Annotated in this window: 15 protein-coding genes and 1 pseudogene; 11 read left to right on the top strand and 5 right to left on the bottom strand. The window is 74.5% G+C overall.

All coding sequences use genetic code 11. The features are described 5' to 3' along the window. Together ACFV9M_RS09510 and ACFV9M_RS09505 are read left to right on the top strand one after the other, a co-directional pair. Complete coding sequence (locus ACFV9M_RS09510; protein ID WP_385077434.1) at positions 1-1,758, top strand: sulfite reductase subunit alpha; 1,758 nt, start codon at positions 1-3, stop codon at positions 1,756-1,758. A 2-nt stretch (positions 1,759-1,760) separates the two neighbouring features. Continuing rightward, positions 1,761-2,684: a hypothetical protein gene (locus tag ACFV9M_RS09505; protein WP_385077425.1), complete on the top strand. Its 924-nt coding sequence runs from the start codon at positions 1,761-1,763 to the stop codon at positions 2,682-2,684. Between the two features lie 138 nt (positions 2,685-2,822). Here ACFV9M_RS09505 and ACFV9M_RS09500 read toward each other — a convergent pair whose 3' ends face one another. Next, entirely contained in the window at positions 2,823-4,043 is a 1,221-nt protein-coding gene (locus tag ACFV9M_RS09500) for an MFS transporter (protein WP_385077428.1), read from the bottom strand. 67 nt (positions 4,044-4,110) lie between these two features. Here ACFV9M_RS09500 and ACFV9M_RS09495 point away from each other — a divergent pair, with 67 nt between their 5' ends. The 3 genes from ACFV9M_RS09495 to ACFV9M_RS09485 all read left to right on the top strand — a co-directional run bounded on the left by ACFV9M_RS09495 (position 4,111) and on the right by ACFV9M_RS09485 (position 6,405). Beyond that, positions 4,111-4,539, top strand: coding sequence for a MerR family transcriptional regulator (locus tag ACFV9M_RS09495; protein WP_385077431.1), 429 nt, complete (start codon positions 4,111-4,113; stop codon positions 4,537-4,539). Between the two features lie 396 nt (positions 4,540-4,935). Next, positions 4,936-5,304 carry a hypothetical protein gene (locus ACFV9M_RS09490; protein WP_385078996.1) on the top strand — a complete coding sequence of 123 codons (369 nt, stop codon included), beginning with the start codon at positions 4,936-4,938 and terminating at the stop codon, positions 5,302-5,304. Between the two features lie 96 nt (positions 5,305-5,400). Further along, on the top strand, positions 5,401-6,405 hold the full coding sequence (locus ACFV9M_RS09485) for a sporulation protein (RefSeq protein ID WP_385078993.1): 1,005 nt from the start codon (positions 5,401-5,403) through the stop codon (positions 6,403-6,405). A 14-nt stretch (positions 6,406-6,419) separates the two neighbouring features. Here ACFV9M_RS09485 and ACFV9M_RS09480 read toward each other — a convergent pair whose 3' ends face one another. The 4 genes and pseudogenes from ACFV9M_RS09480 to ACFV9M_RS09465 all read right to left on the bottom strand — a co-directional run bounded on the left by ACFV9M_RS09480 (position 6,420) and on the right by ACFV9M_RS09465 (position 11,172). After that, a complete protein-coding gene (locus tag ACFV9M_RS09480; RefSeq protein ID WP_385078990.1) occupies positions 6,420-7,364 on the bottom strand; it encodes a M56 family metallopeptidase in 945 nt (314 codons plus the stop codon). A 153-nt stretch (positions 7,365-7,517) separates the two neighbouring features. After that, a pseudogene (locus tag ACFV9M_RS09475) lies at positions 7,518-7,904 on the bottom strand (BlaI/MecI/CopY family transcriptional regulator); the annotation flags it as partial. A gap of 86 nt (positions 7,905-7,990) precedes the next feature. Next, positions 7,991-10,477 (bottom strand): TAXI family TRAP transporter solute-binding subunit, encoded by a 2,487-nt coding sequence (locus ACFV9M_RS09470; protein ID WP_385078988.1) that lies wholly within the window; start codon positions 10,475-10,477, stop codon positions 7,991-7,993. A gap of 11 nt (positions 10,478-10,488) precedes the next feature. Continuing rightward, positions 10,489-11,172, bottom strand: coding sequence for a response regulator transcription factor (locus ACFV9M_RS09465; RefSeq protein ID WP_385078985.1), 684 nt, complete (start codon positions 11,170-11,172; stop codon positions 10,489-10,491). A gap of 164 nt (positions 11,173-11,336) precedes the next feature. Between ACFV9M_RS09465 and ACFV9M_RS09460 the strand changes: the two genes are divergently transcribed. The 6 genes from ACFV9M_RS09460 (at position 11,337) to ACFV9M_RS09435 (ending at position 17,207) form a co-directional block, all read left to right on the top strand. After that, positions 11,337-12,275: an amidohydrolase family protein gene (locus ACFV9M_RS09460; RefSeq protein ID WP_385078983.1), complete on the top strand. Its 939-nt coding sequence runs from the start codon at positions 11,337-11,339 to the stop codon at positions 12,273-12,275. A gap of 91 nt (positions 12,276-12,366) precedes the next feature. Then, positions 12,367-13,722: an MFS transporter gene (locus ACFV9M_RS09455; RefSeq protein WP_385078982.1), complete on the top strand. Its 1,356-nt coding sequence runs from the start codon at positions 12,367-12,369 to the stop codon at positions 13,720-13,722. 139 nt (positions 13,723-13,861) lie between these two features. Continuing rightward, on the top strand, positions 13,862-14,359 hold the full coding sequence (locus tag ACFV9M_RS09450) for a DUF5994 family protein (protein WP_385078980.1): 498 nt from the start codon (positions 13,862-13,864) through the stop codon (positions 14,357-14,359). 122 nt (positions 14,360-14,481) lie between these two features. Then, the gene (locus tag ACFV9M_RS09445; RefSeq protein WP_385078978.1) at positions 14,482-14,880 is read left to right on the top strand and encodes a DUF5994 family protein; all 399 of its coding nucleotides are present in this window, start codon (positions 14,482-14,484) and stop codon (positions 14,878-14,880) included. Between the two features lie 394 nt (positions 14,881-15,274). Continuing rightward, positions 15,275-15,478 (top strand): cold-shock protein, encoded by a 204-nt coding sequence (locus tag ACFV9M_RS09440; protein WP_385078976.1) that lies wholly within the window; start codon positions 15,275-15,277, stop codon positions 15,476-15,478. 241 nt (positions 15,479-15,719) lie between these two features. Beyond that, positions 15,720-17,207, top strand: coding sequence for a DEAD/DEAH box helicase (locus ACFV9M_RS09435; protein ID WP_385078974.1), 1,488 nt, complete (start codon positions 15,720-15,722; stop codon positions 17,205-17,207). Positions 17,208-17,287: the final 80 nt, after the last annotated feature.

Raw genomic sequence — 17,287 nt, 5'->3', positions numbered from 1 at the left:
ATGCCCCCGACCGGGTCCCTCATCCCGGCCGACGCGCCGTTCTCCGCCGAGCAGGAGGCCTGGCTCGCCGGGTTCCTCGCCGGCATCGCGGCCGCCGGACGCCAGGACGGCGCGGCGGGCGACCCGCCCGCGGCGACGGTCGACGTGCTGTTCGGCACGCAGACCGGCAACGCCGAGTTCCTCGCCGGCGAGCTCGTCGCCGGGGCCCGCGCACGCGGCCTCGGCGGCACCGCCACCGCGCTCGACGCCGTCACACCCGAGAAGCTCGCGTCGATGTCCCACGTGCTCGTCGTCACCTCGACGTACGGCGAGGGCGAGATGCCCGACAACGCCGGGCTGTTCTGGGAGGCGCTCCAGGCCGGCACGGCACCCCGGCTGGAGGGTCTGCGCTACGCGGTCCTCGGGCTCGGCGACCGCGGCTACGACGACTTCTGCCAGGCCGCGAAGCTCATCGACACCCGCCTGGAGCAGCTCGGCGCCACCCGGGTGCACGACCGCGTCGACTGCGACGTGGACTTCGAGGAGCCCGCGGCGGCGTGGACGGCGGCGGTCCTGGACCGGGTCGCCGCCGAGACCGGCGCGACGGGCACGACGGGCACAGGTACGGGCACGGGTCCGACTGCTGAGGCGTCCCCCCGGCCCCGCTCCACCTGGAACAAGCGCAACCCCTACCGCTCCCGGCTCGCGGTGAACAGGCTGCTGTCCGCGCCGCGCAGCGCGAAGGAGATCCGCCACTACGAGTTCGACCTCGGCGACAGCGGCATCACCTACGAGGCCGGCGACGCGCTCGCCGTCGTACCGGTGAACGACGACACGCTCGTCGGGGCGCTCCTGGAACAGCTCGGGGCGAGCGGTGACGAGGAGGTCGACGGGCGGCCGCTCGCCGAGGTGCTGCGCGGCGAACGCGAGATCCGCACCCCGTCGAAGGAGCTGGTCGCCGACCTCGTCGAGCGGGCGCCGTCGAGCGACCTCGCCTCGGTCGTCGCGCACGGCGACCGGTCCGACCTGGACTCCTGGCTCTGGGGCCGGGACGTGTTCGACCTGCTCCGCGACGCCGGGGCCGCCGCACCGGGCCTCGACGAGCTGCTGCCGTTCCTGCGCCCGCTCCAGGCACGGCAGTACTCGATCTCGTCGAGTCCGCTCGCCCACCCGGACCGCATCCACCTCACCGTCGCGTCCGTCCGGTACGGCACCCCGCACCGCCGGTACGAGGGCGTCGCCTCGACCTACCTCGCGGACCGCGTCGGCGAGGACGCGCCCGTGGGCGTCTACCTCCAGCCGAACGCCTCCTTCGGCGTCCCGGCGGACGACGACGCCCCGATGGTCATGATCGGCCCCGGCACGGGCATCGCGCCGTTCCGCGGCTTCCTGCACGAGCGGGCCGCGCGGGGCGCCTCCGGGCGCAACTGGCTGTTCTTCGGCGACCAGCACCGCGCCACCGACTTCGTGTACGAGGACGAGCTGACCGAGCTGCGCCAGCGCGGCGTGCTCACCGAACTCGACCTCGCGTTCTCGCGCGACCAGGCCGAGAAGGTCTACGTGCAGACGCGGATGCGGGAGCGGTCGCGCGAGCTGTACGCGTGGCTGGAGGACGGCGCGCACGTCTACGTCTGCGGCGACGCCTCCCGCATGGCGAAGGACGTCGAGGCGGCCCTGCTGGGCGTGATCGCCGAGCAGCGCGGACGCGGTGACGACGACGCGGCCGAGTACCTCGCGGGCCTGCGCCGGGCCAAGCGCTACGTGCGGGACGTGTACTGAGCATGACGGACCACGATCCCGGGCCGCGGGGCGCCGACGGCGGCTGTCCGTTCGAGGGGTGCTGCGGCCGGCGCGACAGCAGCGTGCGGCTGATCGACGCGCGGATGCCGGAGCTGGCGCGCTGCCTGACGCTCTTCCAGTACGTCCAGGCGGTCACCGGAGGGCCGGTCGCGCGGATCGACCAGGCCGGCGGTTACGCCGTCCCGAGCCTGCGCGGTGACGCGTTCGCCGTCGGCCCGGGCTCGATCGCGCTGCGCGTCGACGGTGACGGTGTCGCCTCGGCCGTGGTCGTGCGGGACGAGGGCACCGGCACGGTCGCCCTGCACCTGCTCGACGCGGACGGCCGGACCGTGCACCAGGGGCGGCTGCTCTCCGAGGGGGACCGGCTGCTGGCCGGACTGGCCCGCACGGTCGACGCCGGGGCGCCGGCCGCCGGACCGTCCGCGGCCCCCGAGGTGCCGGCGTGGGAGAACGGCGACCAGCTCGCCCAGCTCGACGCGGTCCTCGTGGACGGCGGCATCGCCCGGCGCGGGGCGTTCGACCGGTACCGCGGCGAGCACCGGGCGATCGACCCCGGCGTCGTGCCCGCGGTGCTCGACCACGCCTGCTCCGCCGGACTGCCGGTCGGCGTCGCGGTGTTCGCCCCGGCGGCGCTCCAGGCGTGCAGCGGCCGGGTGCACGTCACCGACCGGACCGTCGACGGGCGGGTGTTCGCGGCGATCGCGGAGAGCTCGGTGGAGATCGACCTCGCGGGCGTCCGGGCGTGCCACCTCGTCCGCTCCACGGCGGCCCACGGCCCGACCTCGGCGATCGAGCTCGACGACGAGGACGGGCGCTGCGTCGCGGTCATCACCCAGTTCGGGATCGTCGGGGAACACGTGCACGCGGCGTGGGAGCACCTGACGGCGTCACTCCCGGCCGCCTAGCGGGCCCGTCGGGGGCTCCTGCGGCACCGCGGGTGAAGCGGTGGCACCCACCCGGCGGGTGCGCGCCGCCCCACCGGCGGCCGGCCCGGCACGCGGGGGACGGGTGCCGGGCCTGGGTTCGGGGGCGTGGGCGTCGGGTCAGCGGGTCGTCATGTCCGTGCCCGGGCGTGCGGCGGGGAAGGCGTGGGTGCGGGCGCCGAGGACGACGAGCAGGACGGGCGTCATCAGGACCAGGACGCTCCAGGGGAAGGAACCGGGGCCGAAGGCGTCGAGGAGGACGCCTCCGGCGGCGCCGCCGCCGGCCATCGCGAGGTTCCAGGTGGTGACCAGCAGCGCCTGTCCGCGGTCGCCGCCGGCGTCGGTGACCGCGGTCTGCAGGAGGGTGGTCACGCCACCCCAGCCCAGGCCCCAGAGCGCCATCGCGAGGTAGACCGGTGCGGCGCTGCCGGCCGGCACCGTCAGCATGCCGGACGCCACCAGGAACAGGGCGCTGCTGACGACGGTCAGCGTGCGCAGCCGGCGGTCGACCAGGGCTCCGGTGACGAAGATGCTCACCACGGAGGTGATGCCGAAGACCAGCAGCACGAGGTCGCGGGAGCCGCCCATGCCGCGTCCGTCGAGGAAGGTGGCGATGTAGGTGTAAAGGACGTTGTGCGCCAGGACGTAGGCGGCGACCACGAAGAGCACCGCCGGCACGCCGGGCAGCCCCAGCGCCCCGAGCACCGGCTCGCGCCTCCCCGGCCGCTGCCCGGGGTGGTCCGGGACCGAGACCGAGATCCACCCGAGCAGGAGCACGGAGACCACGGTCACCAGGCCGAAGGTCAGCCGCCAGCCGAACAGCTCGCCCAGGAAGGTGCCCACGGGAATGCCGAGGGAGAGCGCCAGCGGGACACCGGCCATGGTGAGGGCGATTGCCCGGCCCTGGAGGTGCGGCGGGGCCAGACGGCGGGCGTAACCGACGAGTTCGGCCCACACGACGGCCGCGGCCGCACCGGCGGCGAGGCGGAACGCCATCGTCAGGGCGTAGCCGGACGAGAGGGCCGTGACGGTGTTGGCGACGGCGAAGACGGTCACGGCGAGCAGCAGCAGCCGCTTGCGCCGCCAGGTCGCCGTGGCCACGGAGACGGGGATGGCCGAGAGGCCCGTGGCGATCGCGTAGACCGTCAGCGTCTGTCCCGCCGCGGACTCGCTGACGGAGAGGTCACGGGCCATCTCCGGCAGGACGCCCGCCGGCAGGGCCTCGGTCAGTATGCTCATGAACGCGGCGGTGGCCAGGGCGAGCAGTGGGGAGAGCGGCAGTTCTCGCCGCCCCGGCGCTGACGCTTCGTCAGCCGACGGCTCCGTCTTGGGCGTTGTCATGCGCGGTATCGTCCAACCCTCACATGTATGTGAAGGTCAAGTCGTCTCTCTGTGTGAGGTGGGACACATGCGGATCGGGGAGCTGGCCGAGCGCACGGGAACCCCGCGCCGGATGCTGCGCTACTACGAGGAACAGGGCCTGCTGGTCCCGGACCGCTCGCCGAACGGATACCGGGACTACTGCGAGCGCAGCGTGGACCGGGTCCTGCAGATCAGGGGGCTTCTCGACTCCGGGCTGCCGACCCGCATCATCAAGCAGGTGCTGCCGTGCCTGAAGCAGCCCCGGTCCATCCGCGTCGCCGACGCGACGCCGGAGACGATCGCCACGCTCGAACAGGAGCTGGACCGTATGACGCGGCGGATCGAGTGCCTGATCCGCAGCAGGGACGCCGTCTCCGCCTACGTCGACGCCGTGCGCCGGGACCGGTCCCCCGCCGCCCCGGAGGAACCGGGGCCGCCCGCCTCCGCGCGCCGGGACCGGCCCCCGCCGGCCTGACCGCACCGGGCCGGGTCCGCCGGCCCGACGCGTCCGGCTCACCGGGCGCGGGCGGCGTCGGCGGACGGCGTCGGCGGGCGGCGTCGGCGGGCGGCGCGCGCGGCGCCCGGCGCCCGGCGGTCGGCGGTCGGGGAGTTCGATGACGACAGGGCCCAGCGCTCCCGCGGCACACCTCACGGGATTCTCATCCTCTCCCCATGGCACGACCAGGAACGCACGGCAGTATGGTCCAGCTCTCAACGGGAGCGTCGGGTTCCGCACGGTTCGCAGGGAGGCGCCAGCGATGGTCTTGGGCAGTCCGACGGTGCGTCAGACGTCCCGCGCCGGGGGGCACCCGTGCTGAACGGCGCGCACGACGGGAGGTGCCGATGTACCTGTCCCGGCGCGACGGTGTGGGTGACCGGCCCCTCGACGGCCGACCGGCTCGCGGCCGCCTACGCGCTGGCCGAACGCCTCACGGCCGAGTGGCGCCGGGTCGAGGTGCTCGACCGGTACGGCGACCTGGACGCCGACACCCGGCGCACGGGTCTGCTGGCCGAGGTGCTGGCGCGCAACGGGGTCGTGGCGATCGTCCCGTGCACCCCGCGGAGCGTCACCGCCGTCCGCGACCGGCACGCGGCGAGCGGCACCCGGTACGTCGAGGTCCGTGTCGACGAGCGGGACACTCCGGAGCGCACGGCGGCCGCGATGCACGGCCTTCTCGCCGGTCCCGGCCGGCCGGCGCGCGACGGCTCCGGGGCGGGCGCCGGCGTGAACGGGCCCTGACCGCCTCGGCCCGCTCCGACCGACGGCGCACCCCCTATGCTTCTACGTGCCTGTAGAAACGGTAGGCCACACGCACGTGAAGGAGTGGACGCCACGATGGTGTTCAAACGACTGCTCGGATCGCTCGGCCTGGGCGGCCCCACGGTCGACACGGTCCTGGACCCGGGAGCCGCCCGCCCCGGCGGCGCACTGACCGGCCAGGTCCGGCTCAAGGGCGGCGACGCCGATTTCGAGATCGAGCACATCACCCTGGAGCTGGTCGCACGGGTCGAGGCCGAGCAGGAGGACGGGGAGAGCGAGGGCGTGGTCGCCTTCGAGCGGTTCACCGTCGGCGGCGGGTTCCGCCTCGCGGCCGGCGAGGAGCGCGCCGTCCCCTTCACCATGGCACTGCCGTGGGAGACGCCCGTCACCGAGCTGTACGGGCAGGGCCTGGGCGTCGTCCTCGGCGTACGGACCGAGCTGGCCGTGGCCGGCGCCCGGGACAAGGGTGACCTGGACCAGCTGAACGTCGCCCCGCTGCCCGTGCAGGAGGCGATCCTCGAAGCGCTCGGGCAGCTCGGCTTCGGCTTCCGGTCCGCCGACCTGGAGTACGGGCGCATCGGCGGCACCGGCCAGCAGCTGCCCTTCTACCAGGAGATCGAGCTGACTCCGGCGCCGCGGTACGCGCACCAGGTCAACGAGATCGAGCTGACCTTCCTGGCCGGCCCGGCCGGCGTGGAGGTCGTCCTGGAGGCGGACAAGCGCGGCGGCCTGCTCTCCTCCGGCCACGACACGCTCACCCGCTTCACCGTGGGGCACCACGACTCCCGCGACTGGAACAGCGAAGTCGACGGCTGGATCCGCCACTTGGTCGAGCACCGGGCGGCGTACGACTCCCACGCCTCGTACGGGCACGAGGGTCACCCCGGACCCGGGTACGGCGATCACGACCACGACGGCCACCGCTCGGGCCCCGGCCTGGGCACCGCCGTCGCCGCGGGCGCGGCCGGGCTCGCGGTCGGTGTCGTCGGCGGCATGGTGGCGGCCGAAGTCGTCGACGAGGTGGGGGACTTCTTCGAGGGCGACGAGGACGACGGAGGGGACGGGGGAGGAGAGGACTGAGCCGTACGGGCGGTTCAGAGAGGCGTCGCCGCGCGCAGGATGAGGACCATCGTCACGGCGGAGTTCGCGGACGACATCGCGGAGGCGGCCGTTCCCGCCGCCGCGCCCCAGGCCGCCAGGCCCACCGAGGTGAACACCGACAGCCGGCCGCGCACCGCGGGCGCCGGACCGAGCAGGGCCGCCACCCTGCGCGGCACCGGTCCCGGCGCCGGCCCGGACGCCGCGAGGCCCGGGAGCGCGGCCACGGGGGTCCCCCGGGAGACGAGAGCCGCCTTGCCGATCGCGCACGCCACCGTACGGCGGCTGCCGACGGCCTCGGCCGCCTCCTCGTCCGCCCACCGCTCCGCCGTGTAGGCCACCGCCGCGCACAGCGGCCGCAGGAACGGGTTGGCCCGCGCGGCCAGTCGGACGGCGAGCAGGAACCGGTGGTGCCGGGCGGCGAGATGGGCCCGCTCATGGGCGAACAGGGCGCGCCGCTCGGCCGGTTCGAGACGGTCCAGCAGGCCGGTGGTCACCACGATCCGGTCGCGGCGACGGCCCGGCAGCGCGTACGCGTACGGAACCTCGTCCGGCAGCACCGCCACCCGCGTGCCCGGCAGCCCGGCCAGCGCGCGGTGGGCCCGGCGGCGCACCCGTCCGTGCCGCCGCAGTGTCCGGCCGCAGGCCACCAGCACCGCGCACAGCGCGGGGATGGCCGCCTTGCCGACGACCTCGTCGTACGGGACCGCCGCCCGCACCTCGGGGTCCGACCAGCCGTCGGGCAGCGGGTTGCCGGGCAGCTGTGCGGTGCCGACGACCATCACCAGCCCCAGGCACACCGAACTGCACACCGCCATGACCGCGGCCACCCAGGTCAGCAGCCTCGTCGCGGTCCGCGGATGCAGCCGCTGCTCGGCCAGGCGCGCGATCGGCCAGGCGCTCAGCGGCAGGACCAGCGGCAGAAGGACGAACACCCCCATGAGGCTTCAGTCTTCTCCTTCGCCCTCTTCGCTTCCTTCGCCCTCTTCGCTTCCTTCGCCCTCTTCGCTTCCTTCGACCTCTTGGCTTACTTGGCTTCCTTGGCTTCCTTCGCCGTCTTGGCTTCCTTCGCCGTCTTGGCTTCCTTCGCCGTCTTCGTTTCCGTCGTTCCCGGGCCGGCCCAGCAGTTCGCGCAGCAGCCGCTCGTCCTGCGGGCCGAGGCCGGTGACGAAGCTGGCCAGCACCGCCTCCCGGTCGCTCTCGGCGTCCAGCACCTTGCGCATCCTGTGCGCGGCCAGGCCCGCCTGGTCCGAGGCGGGCGTCCAGGCGAAGGACCGGCCGGCCCGCTCCCGCGTGACGGCGCCCTTGGCCAGCAGCCGGGTCAGGATGGTGATCACCGTCGTGTAGGCGAGGTCCCCGCCCAGCCGCTCCTGCACCCAGCCCGCGGTCGCCGGGCCGTCCGCCTCCCGCAGCGCGGACAGGACGAGCGCCTCCAGTTCGCCCTGTCCGCGCCGCCGGGCACGCTGCCGGTGATCCGTCACGTCCGTCTCCTCTCCGCCGGCCCCGAGTTCACGAGCGGCCCATCGTAGGGGCACCCGACGGCCGCCCTCCGCACCCCGCCCCGGGCTCAGCCGTGCAGGGCGCGGTACGCCGCGGCCGCCCCCGGGTGCAGGGGGACACCGCCCGTGCCGATCAGACTGCCGACGTCGAGGAACTGGGTGCCGACGGCGTTGCCGGGGACGAGGGCGGACGCCCGCAGGACGAGGAGGCGGGTGAGCGCCTCGGCGACGGCGCGGGGCAGGTCGGGGCGGCACACCAGCAGGTTGGACACACCGATGGTGGCGACGCCGCCCGCCGTCCGGTACGCGCTCTGCGGCAGGGTCACCTCCTCCAGGCCGGAGCCGGCCCGGCCGTCGGCGCCGCCGAGCCGGGGCAGCAGGCCGGCCAGCGGCAGGAAGCGCAGACCGGGACGGTCGTCGAGGTCGGACAGGACGGGCAGCGGTACGCCGCCCGCGACGAGCAGGGCGTCGACCGAGCCCGCCCGCATCGCGTCCGCCGCGTCGGCCGGCGGGAGGTGGAGCACCGGCACGTCGGTGCCCGGCGTGAGGCCCGCGGCGTACAGGATCCGCTCGCCGAGCACGGCCGCGCCCGATCCGGCCGCGCCGAGCGAGACGGTGTGTCCGGCCAGCTCGGACACCGCGCGCACGGGCGAGTCGGCGCGGACGACGAACTGGAGGTAGGTCTCGTACACCCTGCCGATCGCGCGCAGGGGCACCGGGTGCGCGAAGAGCGTGGTGCCCTGGGCCGCCCGCGCGGTGTCGGTGAGGACGAGTGCGAGGTCGGCGCGGCGGTCGCGGAGCAGTCCGATGTTGGTGACGCTGCCCGCGGTGGTGTGGACGCGGCAGCTCAGCCGGGGATGCGCCGCCTTGAGCTCCGTGGCGAGGAGGCGGCCGAACGCCTCGTAGAACGCCGTGGGCTCACCGGTCGCGAAGCGCAGGACACCGCTCGGACCGGGACGCTGCCGGGAGGTGTCGGCCGTGAGCGCCCCGCCGAGGACCGCGGCGGCCGCCGTGCCGAGGGCGGCGTGCAGGACGGTGCGGCGGTCCACAGGGTGGGGACGGAGGTGGGGACGGAGGTGGGGACGGAGGTGGGGACGGGGGCGGGGGCGGGTCATGGCCGCGCCGCCCTGCGGGGCGGTGCCGGCCGCGGCGCCCGCGGCGGCCGCCGCGCGCGGCACCACCGCCCTGGCCCGCAGCCCCCGCGGCCGGGCCGGCTCCAGTTCCAGCCGGCCTCCCCGCCCCGCCAGCAGTTGTTCGGCGATGGCCAGCCCCAGGCCCGTGCCCGTCGTCCCGGCCCGGCGCTGGCGGCCCGAGCGCCAGAAGCGGGTGGTGGCCAGCGCGAGCTCCTCCGCTTCCAGGCCGGGGCCGTCGTCGGTCACCGTGAGGACCGCGAGCGGGCCCTCGGCGGCGCAGCGGAGCGAGATCCCGGCGCCCGGGCCCGCGTACTTGATGGCGTTGTCCAGGAGGATGTCCGTGATCTGGGCGAGTTCGCGGTCCGTGCAGGCGGCCGGGACCGGGGCCGCGGCGGGCCGCAGGACCAGGCGGGCTCCGGCGCGGTGGGCGACCGGCTCCCACAGGCGGTGCCGGTCGGCCGCCACCGCCGTGGCGTCGCAGCGGGCGTCCGACCCGTCGGTCACCGTCAGCTCCCCGGCCCGGTGCTCCGCGGCGGCGAGGGCCAGCAGGTCGTCCAGGAGGGTCTCCAGGCGGTCGAGCTCGGTGGTGACCCCGGTGTACGTGCGGTCGGCGGACGCGGGCAGGTGGGTGTGCAGGGCGTCGACGCGGAGCCTGAGCGCCGCCATGGGGTTGCGCATCTGGTGGGAGGTGTCGGCGACGAGCCTGCGCTGCTGCTCCAGGGCCGCCGTGACCGTACGGGCCATGCGGTTGAAGCCGGTCGCGAGCTGGCGCAGTTCGGGCGGGCCGCCGGCCCGGGTCTGTTCGGGCGGCAGCCCCGCGGCGAGCCGGCCGACGGCCCGGTCGAGGCGGCGCAGCGGACTGACCACCCATCCCGTGGCGGCCCGGGCGAGGACCGTGCAGGCCACGGCGACCAGGGCGGTCCCGGCGAGGACGGCGGCCCAGCGCCGCGCGATGTCCTGCGCCGCGTTGCCGACCGACGCCCGCAGCACGACGGCCCCGGAGACCCGGGTCCCGGTGCCCGCCGGCTCGGCGAACATGCGGTACCCCCGCGACCAGGGGCGCAGCGTGCCCGTGGGGTGCGCGGTCTGGTTGCGCAGGGCCGCGTCGAGCAGCCGGGCGACGGCGGGATCGGCGGCCCGCATGCCGCCGGTCTGGACGACGGGGCGGCGGCGCGTGTCGGTGACGACGAGCGGTTCCCCGTACAGCCGGGTGTAGCGCCGCGCCTCGGCGGCGACGGCCGAGGTGTCCCCGGTCGCCGCGGCCTGGTCCATGAGGGACGCGAAACGGTCGAGGTCGGCGCTGCGGGCGAGGACCAGCTGCTGGGTGCGGTCGGACGCGGTGACCAGCAGCAGCGGCACGGCGAACGCGGCCACCGCGATCACGACGAACACCAGGAGCGCGGCCTGGACCCGGGTGCGCACGCGTCGGCTCCTCAGTCGCCGGGGTGCCCGGAGTCCCCGAAGCGGTAGCCGAAGCCCCGGATCGTGGTGATCAGCTCGGGGTGGCGCAGCTTGGCGCGCACCTGGGTGAGGTGGACGTCCAGGGAGCGGGACCTGGACGCGGTGTGGCGGGAGGCGCCCCACACCTCGTCCAGCAGCTGCTCACGGCTGACCGCCGTACCCGCGCGCCCGGCCAGTACGGCGAGGATGTCGAACTCCTTGGTGGTCAGGTCCGCCTCCGCCCCGCCGACCCGGACCCGGCGCGCGTCGAGGTCCACCTCGACGTCACCGGCCCGGACCGTCCGTACGGCGGTGGCGCCCCGTGCCGTGTTGCGCCGGGTGACGGCGTCGATGCGGGCGAGGAGCTCGGCGAGGCGCACCGGCTTGACCAGGTAGTCGTCGGCCCCGAGCCGCAGTCCGCGCACGACCGAGCGTTCGTCGCCGCGCGCGGTGAGCACCACCACCGACATGTCGCTGACCGCCCGCAGGGCGCGCAGCACGTCCAGACCGTCGGTGTCGGGCAGGCCCAGGTCGAGCAGGAGCAGGTCGGAGCTGCGGTGGTAGGTCAGCACCTCTCTGCCGTACCGGACCCGCCGGGTGACGTGGCCATGGTCGTACAGGACCTCGACGAGCGCCGCGGCCACGCCGTCGTCGTCCTCGGCCAGCAGTATCTGCACCCCGGCCACCTCCTTTCGGCCACCCCTCAGCCGAATGTAGACCACACCGGCCGCGCGTCCGCCGGAGTGTTAAGGGGAGGTTAGTTCCGCGTCCGGGCCCCTCGCCCGCGGTACGGCGCCGGACCAGGCTGCACGGCACCCAGCAGCCCGGAAGGACGCCGCACATGACCATCGACCGCCACGGGACTCCCCTCGCCGCCACGACCCCCGGCTGGCTGGACTGGTACCGCGACCCGTCCGAACCGGCCTTCCCCCTGCCGCCGGGGACCGTCGACGCCCACTGCCACGTCTTCGGCCCGCAGGCGCGGTTCCCCTTCGCGCCGGAACGGAAGTACACGCCCTGCGACGGCGGCAAGGAGGACCTGTTCGCCCTCCGCGACCACCTGGGCGTCGCCCGCAACGTCATCGTGCAGGCCACCTGCCACGGCGCGGACAACAGCGCCATGGTCGACGCCGTCCGGGCGGCCGGCGGCAGGGCCCGCGGCATCGCGACCGTCCGCCCGGACATCGGCGAGGACGAGCTGCTCGCGCTCGACGCGGCGGGCGTGCGCGGGGTGCGGTTCACCTTCGTACGGCGCCTGGTCGACACCTCGCCCGAGGACGACCTGCGCACGATCGCGCGGAAGGTCGCCCCGCTGGGCTGGCACGTCGTCCTCTACTTCGAGAGCGCCGACCTGCCCGACCTGGAGGGCTTCTTCCGGTCGTTGCCGGTTCCGCTGGTGGTGGACCACATGGGGCGGCCGGACGTGACGCGGCCGGCGGACGGGCCGCGGTTCACCCGGTTCCTGCGCTTCGTCGCGGACAACGACGTCTGGGTGAAGGTCACCTGCCCCGAACGCCTCAGCGTGACCGGACCCGCGGCCCTGAACGGCGAACGGCACCCCTACGCCGACGTCGTCCCCTTCGGCCGCCGCGTCGTGGAGGAGTTCCCCGACCGGGTCCTGTGGGGCACCGACTGGCCGCACCCCAACCTCACCGACCACATGCCCGACGACGGACTCCTCGTCGACCACGTCCCGCGGGTGGCGGTCACCGCGGAGCAGCGGCACAAGCTGCTCGTCGCCAACCCGATGGCCCTCTACTGGCCCGACGAGGACGTCTGACGCCCCCCGCCGCCCCCCTTTCTCCCCCACCCCACCCCATCCCACCCCACCCCATCCCACCCCATCCCACCCACGTCGACAAGGGCCGCTCATGCACCATTCCAACGCGCTGAACCGGCTGGACCGGCTTCCGGTCGCCCGGTTCCACAAGGTCACCCTGCTCGCCGTCGCCTTCGCCTACTTCTTCGAGTTCGCGGACATCAACAGCTTCGCCACCACCGCGCCGAAACTGATCACGCTCTGGGGCGTCACGGTCGACCAGATCGCCTACGTCACCTCCCTCTCGTTCGTCGGCATGTTCGTCGGGGCGATCGTCGCCGGGTCCGTCGCCGACCGGTGGGGCCGCAAGCGGGCGCTGCTGTGGACGACGCTGTCGTTCGGCATCTCCTCGTTCGCGGCGGTGTTCGCCTGGGACCTGGTGTCGCTCGGCGTGTTCCGCGTCCTGACCTCGGCGGGCCTGTCGGCGATGACCGTCGTCGGCGTCGTCTACGTCAACGAGATGTACCCGTCCGCGATCCGCGGCAAGTACCAGGCGTACGCCATCGTCATCGGCATCTGCGGCACACCCGTCACCAACCTCATCGCCAGCGCGGTCGTCCCGCTCAACGACTGGTCGTGGCGGCTGGTCTACCTCTGGGGCTCCCTGGGCATCCTGCTCGTGCTGTTCGCCCGGCACCTCAAGGAGTCGCCCCGCTGGCTGGAGAGCAGGGGCGAGCACGCCGAGGCCGACGCGGTCCTGCGGGAGATCGAGGCGGGCGTCGCGGCGGAGAAGGGCCCCCTTCCCGAGCCCGCGGCCCCGGTCGCCGAGACACCGTCGGCCAAGGCGCCGCTGCGGCTGCTCCTGCGGAAGAAGTACCTGCTCCCGACGCTGCTGCTCACCGTGCTGTGGACGACGCAGACCATCGGCTTCTTCGGCTACTCCAGCTGGGCGCCCACCCTGCTGGCCAAGGAGGGCTTCAGCGTCGAGAAGTCCGTCTTCTACGTGGCGCTCACCACGGTCGGCGCGCCGCTCGGCTGCTACCTGGCCTCCCTGGTCACCGACCGGTTCGAGCGCAAGTGGTGCCTGGTCGCCTTCGGCACGGTGATCGCCGGCTGCGGCCTGCTGTACGGGCTCACCTTCGACCCGGTCCTCATCATCGTCTTCGGTTTCCTGGTGAACCTCTTCGAGCGCGGCTACACCGCCCTCGCCTACGCCTACTCCCCCGAGCTCTTCGACACCCGAGGCCGCTCCCTGGGCACGAGCGTCTCCTACGGCTTCGGCCGCCTGTCGAACGCCGCCGGCCCGCTGATCGTCGCCGCGCTCTACAACGGCCACGGCTACCGGAGCGTCTTCTGCTTCATCGCCGGCACCTGGATGGTCGGCGCGATCGCCCTGGCCGTCTTCGGCACCCGCACCCGCTCGGCCCGCCTCGCCGGGGCGCGGCGGCGGGAGGGTGTGCCCGCCTGAGGATCGCGCCGTCCGCCGGCCACCCGTCGGGAGTAGCCTGACCGTACCGAGAGCTTTTCGCGCAGCGCTGACGGCGGTGCCGTTCCCGGCGAGTGACGAAACGGGCGGCCGGTCACGGCTCCCGGGACGGGACCGCAGGATGGACCCCAGGAAGGCGCGGGACGAAGGCGCGCCGACGCCCGGCGCGCACACGTACCGGATGCCCTTGCCCCGCCTGTCCCTCACCTCCGACGCCAGTCACGGCCCGCTGGACGGGGCCTGGTGGCCGCGCTGCGACGCGCTGGAACTGGAGCTGCCCCCGCTCGTCGGCGCCCTGGACCCGGGCGACGGCGCCGAGGTCCACGTCACGGTCGACGCCGGCGCCTGGCCCGACACCCCGGACACGGTCATGGCGCCCGGCCATGTGATCGACGTCGAGCCGGCCGGCACCGGGGGCGGGACGCACGTCATCACCCTGGACTTCAGCACCGTAGGGCGGTGGACGCTGCTGGTCGTCCCGCCGGAGGAGCCCGCCGGGGCGGCCGCCCGGCTGCTGGCCGCCGCCACCGACCCCGCCCTCGGCCTCACCGCCGACGCGCTCCTGGCCACGGAAGAGCAGCGGCCGGCACCCGGCCCGGCATCGCCCTCGTCACCCTGATCCTCACCCTGACCCGCGCGCGCCGCCTCGGCTCCCACCGTCGCCCAGTCCGCCGGTCCGTGGCCGCATCACGCCCCGGACCGCCCGCCTCGCTCCGGCGAGCCACCCGACAGGACACCTCCATGACCACCGCACTGCTGCCGCCGCCCTCCCACCCGCTCCTGCGTCTGCGCCTCGCGCCCGAGAGCGCCCTGCCACGGCGCATCGACGGGGCCTGGTGGCCGCGCACCCACGACCTCATGGCCGAACTCCCGCACCTGCTCGCCGGCCTGCCGCGCGCGTGGGGCCAGATCGTCAGCGTCATGGTGAACGGCGCCGCGTGGACCGGGGCGCCGGGGCGGATGCTCGTCTGCAACCAGGTCGTACGGCTGCGCCGGTCCACCGCGGCACGCACCCCGGACACCATCGTCCTGATGGCGCCCGGCCAGGGCCGCCGGGACCTGCTGGTCGTACCGCCGGACACGGCGGAGCAGGCCGCGCAGACGCTCATGTCCACCGCCGCCGACCGCTCCCCCGCGTGAGGGGAGCGGACCGAGGGGCCGGTGTGGCCTTCGTCTCGCCGTCGTCGATCCGGTGTGTCCGCCGGTCCCCCACCCGTGGTGGGCACCGGGAGGCCGCCTCGGCCCGTCGGACGTGGTCAGGGCGGTGCGGCCCCGGGCGTCCGGGGCCGACACTGCGGTCCGGGCGGGGCAATATCTGTGTCCGTGAAGTAAGAAATTGACGCGGCGCCCCGGGAATATTCCCGGGGCGGCGGGCGGGGTGGAAAATATCTGGCGGGCAGGGCCGAAGCCGACATGCTAGTGTCGAAGCCAGTTGCAGTTTTGGTTGCCTGGAGGTTTTTCCGACGGGGTGATCATCGCGGCGACCGGAGCACGCACAGGGCGTGATCCGAGCACCGTCCCAGAGGAGATTCTCATGGCTTCCGGCACCGTCAAGTGGTTCAACGCTGAAAAGGGCTTCGGCTTCATCGAGCAGGACGGCGGCGGCCCCGACGTCTTCGCCCACTACTCGAACATCAACAGCCAGGGCTTCCGTGAGCTTCTGGAAGGCCAGAAGGTCACGTTCGACATCGCGCAGGGCCAGAAGGGCCCGACGGCCGAGAACATCACTCCGGCCTGACGACGTCGTCCCTGACGTCTACTTCGCAGCTGGGGCCCGCACCTTGGGGTGCGGGCCCCAGCTCGCTGTGTTTCAGGGCATCCCGAGGGCAATTCCCCCCTCCCCCAAGGGCCGGAAGGCGCTTTTCCCATGCGCCTTCCCACTTCTCCTGCCCATCAATTCCGGCTCGTTCTCGCGATTCTCTGCGCCGCTCCATTGCTGCGGGAATTCCTTGTACGCGCCGCGTCAAGGAAGGCTCCGAATGAACCGCGCACGGACCACCCGTCCGTACGACCGCTCCGGCGGCTCCTCGTCCCACCGCTCCGGAACCCGGCGCCGGTCCCAGGGCGGCGGCGGCCGACAGGCCGCGCCCCAGGGCGAGTTCGCGCTCCCGAAGACCGTCACGCCCGCGCTGCCCGCGGCCGAGTCGTTCGCCGATCTCGACATGCCCGCGCCGCTGCTGGCCACGCTCGGCCGTGAAGGCGTGACCGTACCGTTCCCCATCCAGGCGGCGACTCTGCCGAACTCCCTGGCCGGCCGGGACGTCCTCGGCCGCGGCCGCACCGGGTCGGGCAAGACCCTCGCCTTCGGCCTCGCGGTGATGGCCCGTACGCAGGGCCGCCGCGCCGAGCCCCGGCGGCCGCTCGCCCTGATCCTCGTCCCCACCCGGGAACTCGCCCAGCAGGTCACCGACGCGCTCACGCCCTACGCCCGCTCCGTGGGCCTGCGGCCGGCCACCGTCGTCGGCGGGATGTCGATCGGCAGGCAGGCCGGGGCGCTGCGGGCCGGAGCGGAGATCGTCGTCGCGACGCCGGGACGGCTCAAGGACCTGATCGACCGCGGCGACTGCCGGCTGGACGACGTCGCCGTCACCGTCCTGGACGAGGCCGACCAGATGGCCGACATGGGCTTCATGCCCCAGGTCACCGCGCTGCTCGACCAGGTGCGCCCCGACGGGCAGCGGCTGCTCTTCTCCGCCACCCTGGACCGCAACGTCGATCTGCTGGTCCGCCGCTACCTCTCGGACCCGGTGGTCCACTCCGTCGACCCCTCCGCGGGCGCCGTCACCACGATGGAGCACCACGTGCTCCACGTGCACGACACCGACAAGCACCGGACGACCACCGAGATCGCGGCCCGCGACGGCCGGGTGATCATGTTCCTGGACACCAAGCACGCCGTGGACCGGCTGACCAAGCACCTGCTGAACAGCGGCGTCCGCGCGGCCGCCCTGCACGGCGGCAAGTCCCAGCCGCAGCGCACCAAGACCCTCGACCGGTTCAAGAACGGGCACGTGACCGTGCTGGTGGCGACCAACGTCGCGGCGCGCGGCATCCACGTCGACGACCTCGACCTGGTCGTCAACGTGGATCCGCCCACCGACCACAAGGACTACCTGCACCGCGGCGGCCGCACCGCCCGCGCCGGCGAGTCCGGCAGCGTCGTCACCCTGGTGACCCCCGACCAGCGCCGCGGCATCAGCCGGCTGATGGCCTCGGCCGGCATCGTCCCGCAGATCACCCGGGTCCGTCCGGGTGAGGCGGAGCTGATCCGCATCACCGGCGCGCAGACCCCCTCCGGTGTCCCGGTCGTCATCACCGAACCGGCCGCGGAACGCGCCCGCCGCGCCCCGTCCGCCGCGAACTCCTCGAACCGCAGCCGCCGCAGCCGTACCGGCAAGGGCAGGCCGACCGGCGGAGCGGCGCGCCGCAGCGCGCGCCGGCCGTCCGCCGCCGACCCGGCGGCATGAGCCGTGGGGGCCGGGCCCCCGGGGGGGCGCCCGCGGCGCCGCGGCGGGCCCGCCGCCCCCCGGGGCCGCGCCGGGCGGGG

Source organism: Streptomyces sp. NPDC059895 (assembly GCF_042731035.1).
GTDB lineage: Bacteria > Actinomycetota > Actinomycetes > Streptomycetales > Streptomycetaceae > Streptomyces.
Note: the sequence above shows the minus strand (reverse complement) of the source record. Positions and strands in the feature narration are given on the sequence as shown.

Bases quoted from the DNA above. Each gene is read 5' to 3' on its own strand.
- ACFV9M_RS09505 (WP_385077425.1), top strand. From the start codon at position 1,761: ATGACGGACCACGATCCCGGGCCGCGGGGCGCCGACGGCGGCTGTCCG.
- ACFV9M_RS09495 (WP_385077431.1), top strand. From the start codon at position 4,111: ATGCGGATCGGGGAGCTGGCCGAGCGCACGGGAACCCCGCGCCGGATG.
- ACFV9M_RS09500 (WP_385077428.1), bottom strand. From the start codon at position 4,043: ATGACAACGCCCAAGACGGAGCCGTCGGCTGACGAAGCGTCAGCGCCG.
- ACFV9M_RS09455 (WP_385078982.1), top strand. From the start codon at position 12,367: ATGCACCATTCCAACGCGCTGAACCGGCTGGACCGGCTTCCGGTCGCC.
- ACFV9M_RS09510 (WP_385077434.1), top strand. From the start codon at position 1: ATGCCCCCGACCGGGTCCCTCATCCCGGCCGACGCGCCGTTCTCCGCC.
- ACFV9M_RS09445 (WP_385078978.1), top strand. From the start codon at position 14,482: ATGACCACCGCACTGCTGCCGCCGCCCTCCCACCCGCTCCTGCGTCTG.
- ACFV9M_RS09480 (WP_385078990.1), bottom strand. From the start codon at position 7,364: ATGGGGGTGTTCGTCCTTCTGCCGCTGGTCCTGCCGCTGAGCGCCTGG.
- ACFV9M_RS09460 (WP_385078983.1), top strand. From the start codon at position 11,337: ATGACCATCGACCGCCACGGGACTCCCCTCGCCGCCACGACCCCCGGC.
- ACFV9M_RS09485 (WP_385078993.1), top strand. From the start codon at position 5,401: ATGGTGTTCAAACGACTGCTCGGATCGCTCGGCCTGGGCGGCCCCACG.
- ACFV9M_RS09440 (WP_385078976.1), top strand. From the start codon at position 15,275: ATGGCTTCCGGCACCGTCAAGTGGTTCAACGCTGAAAAGGGCTTCGGC.
- ACFV9M_RS09450 (WP_385078980.1), top strand. From the start codon at position 13,862: ATGGACCCCAGGAAGGCGCGGGACGAAGGCGCGCCGACGCCCGGCGCG.
- ACFV9M_RS09435 (WP_385078974.1), top strand. From the start codon at position 15,720: ATGAACCGCGCACGGACCACCCGTCCGTACGACCGCTCCGGCGGCTCC.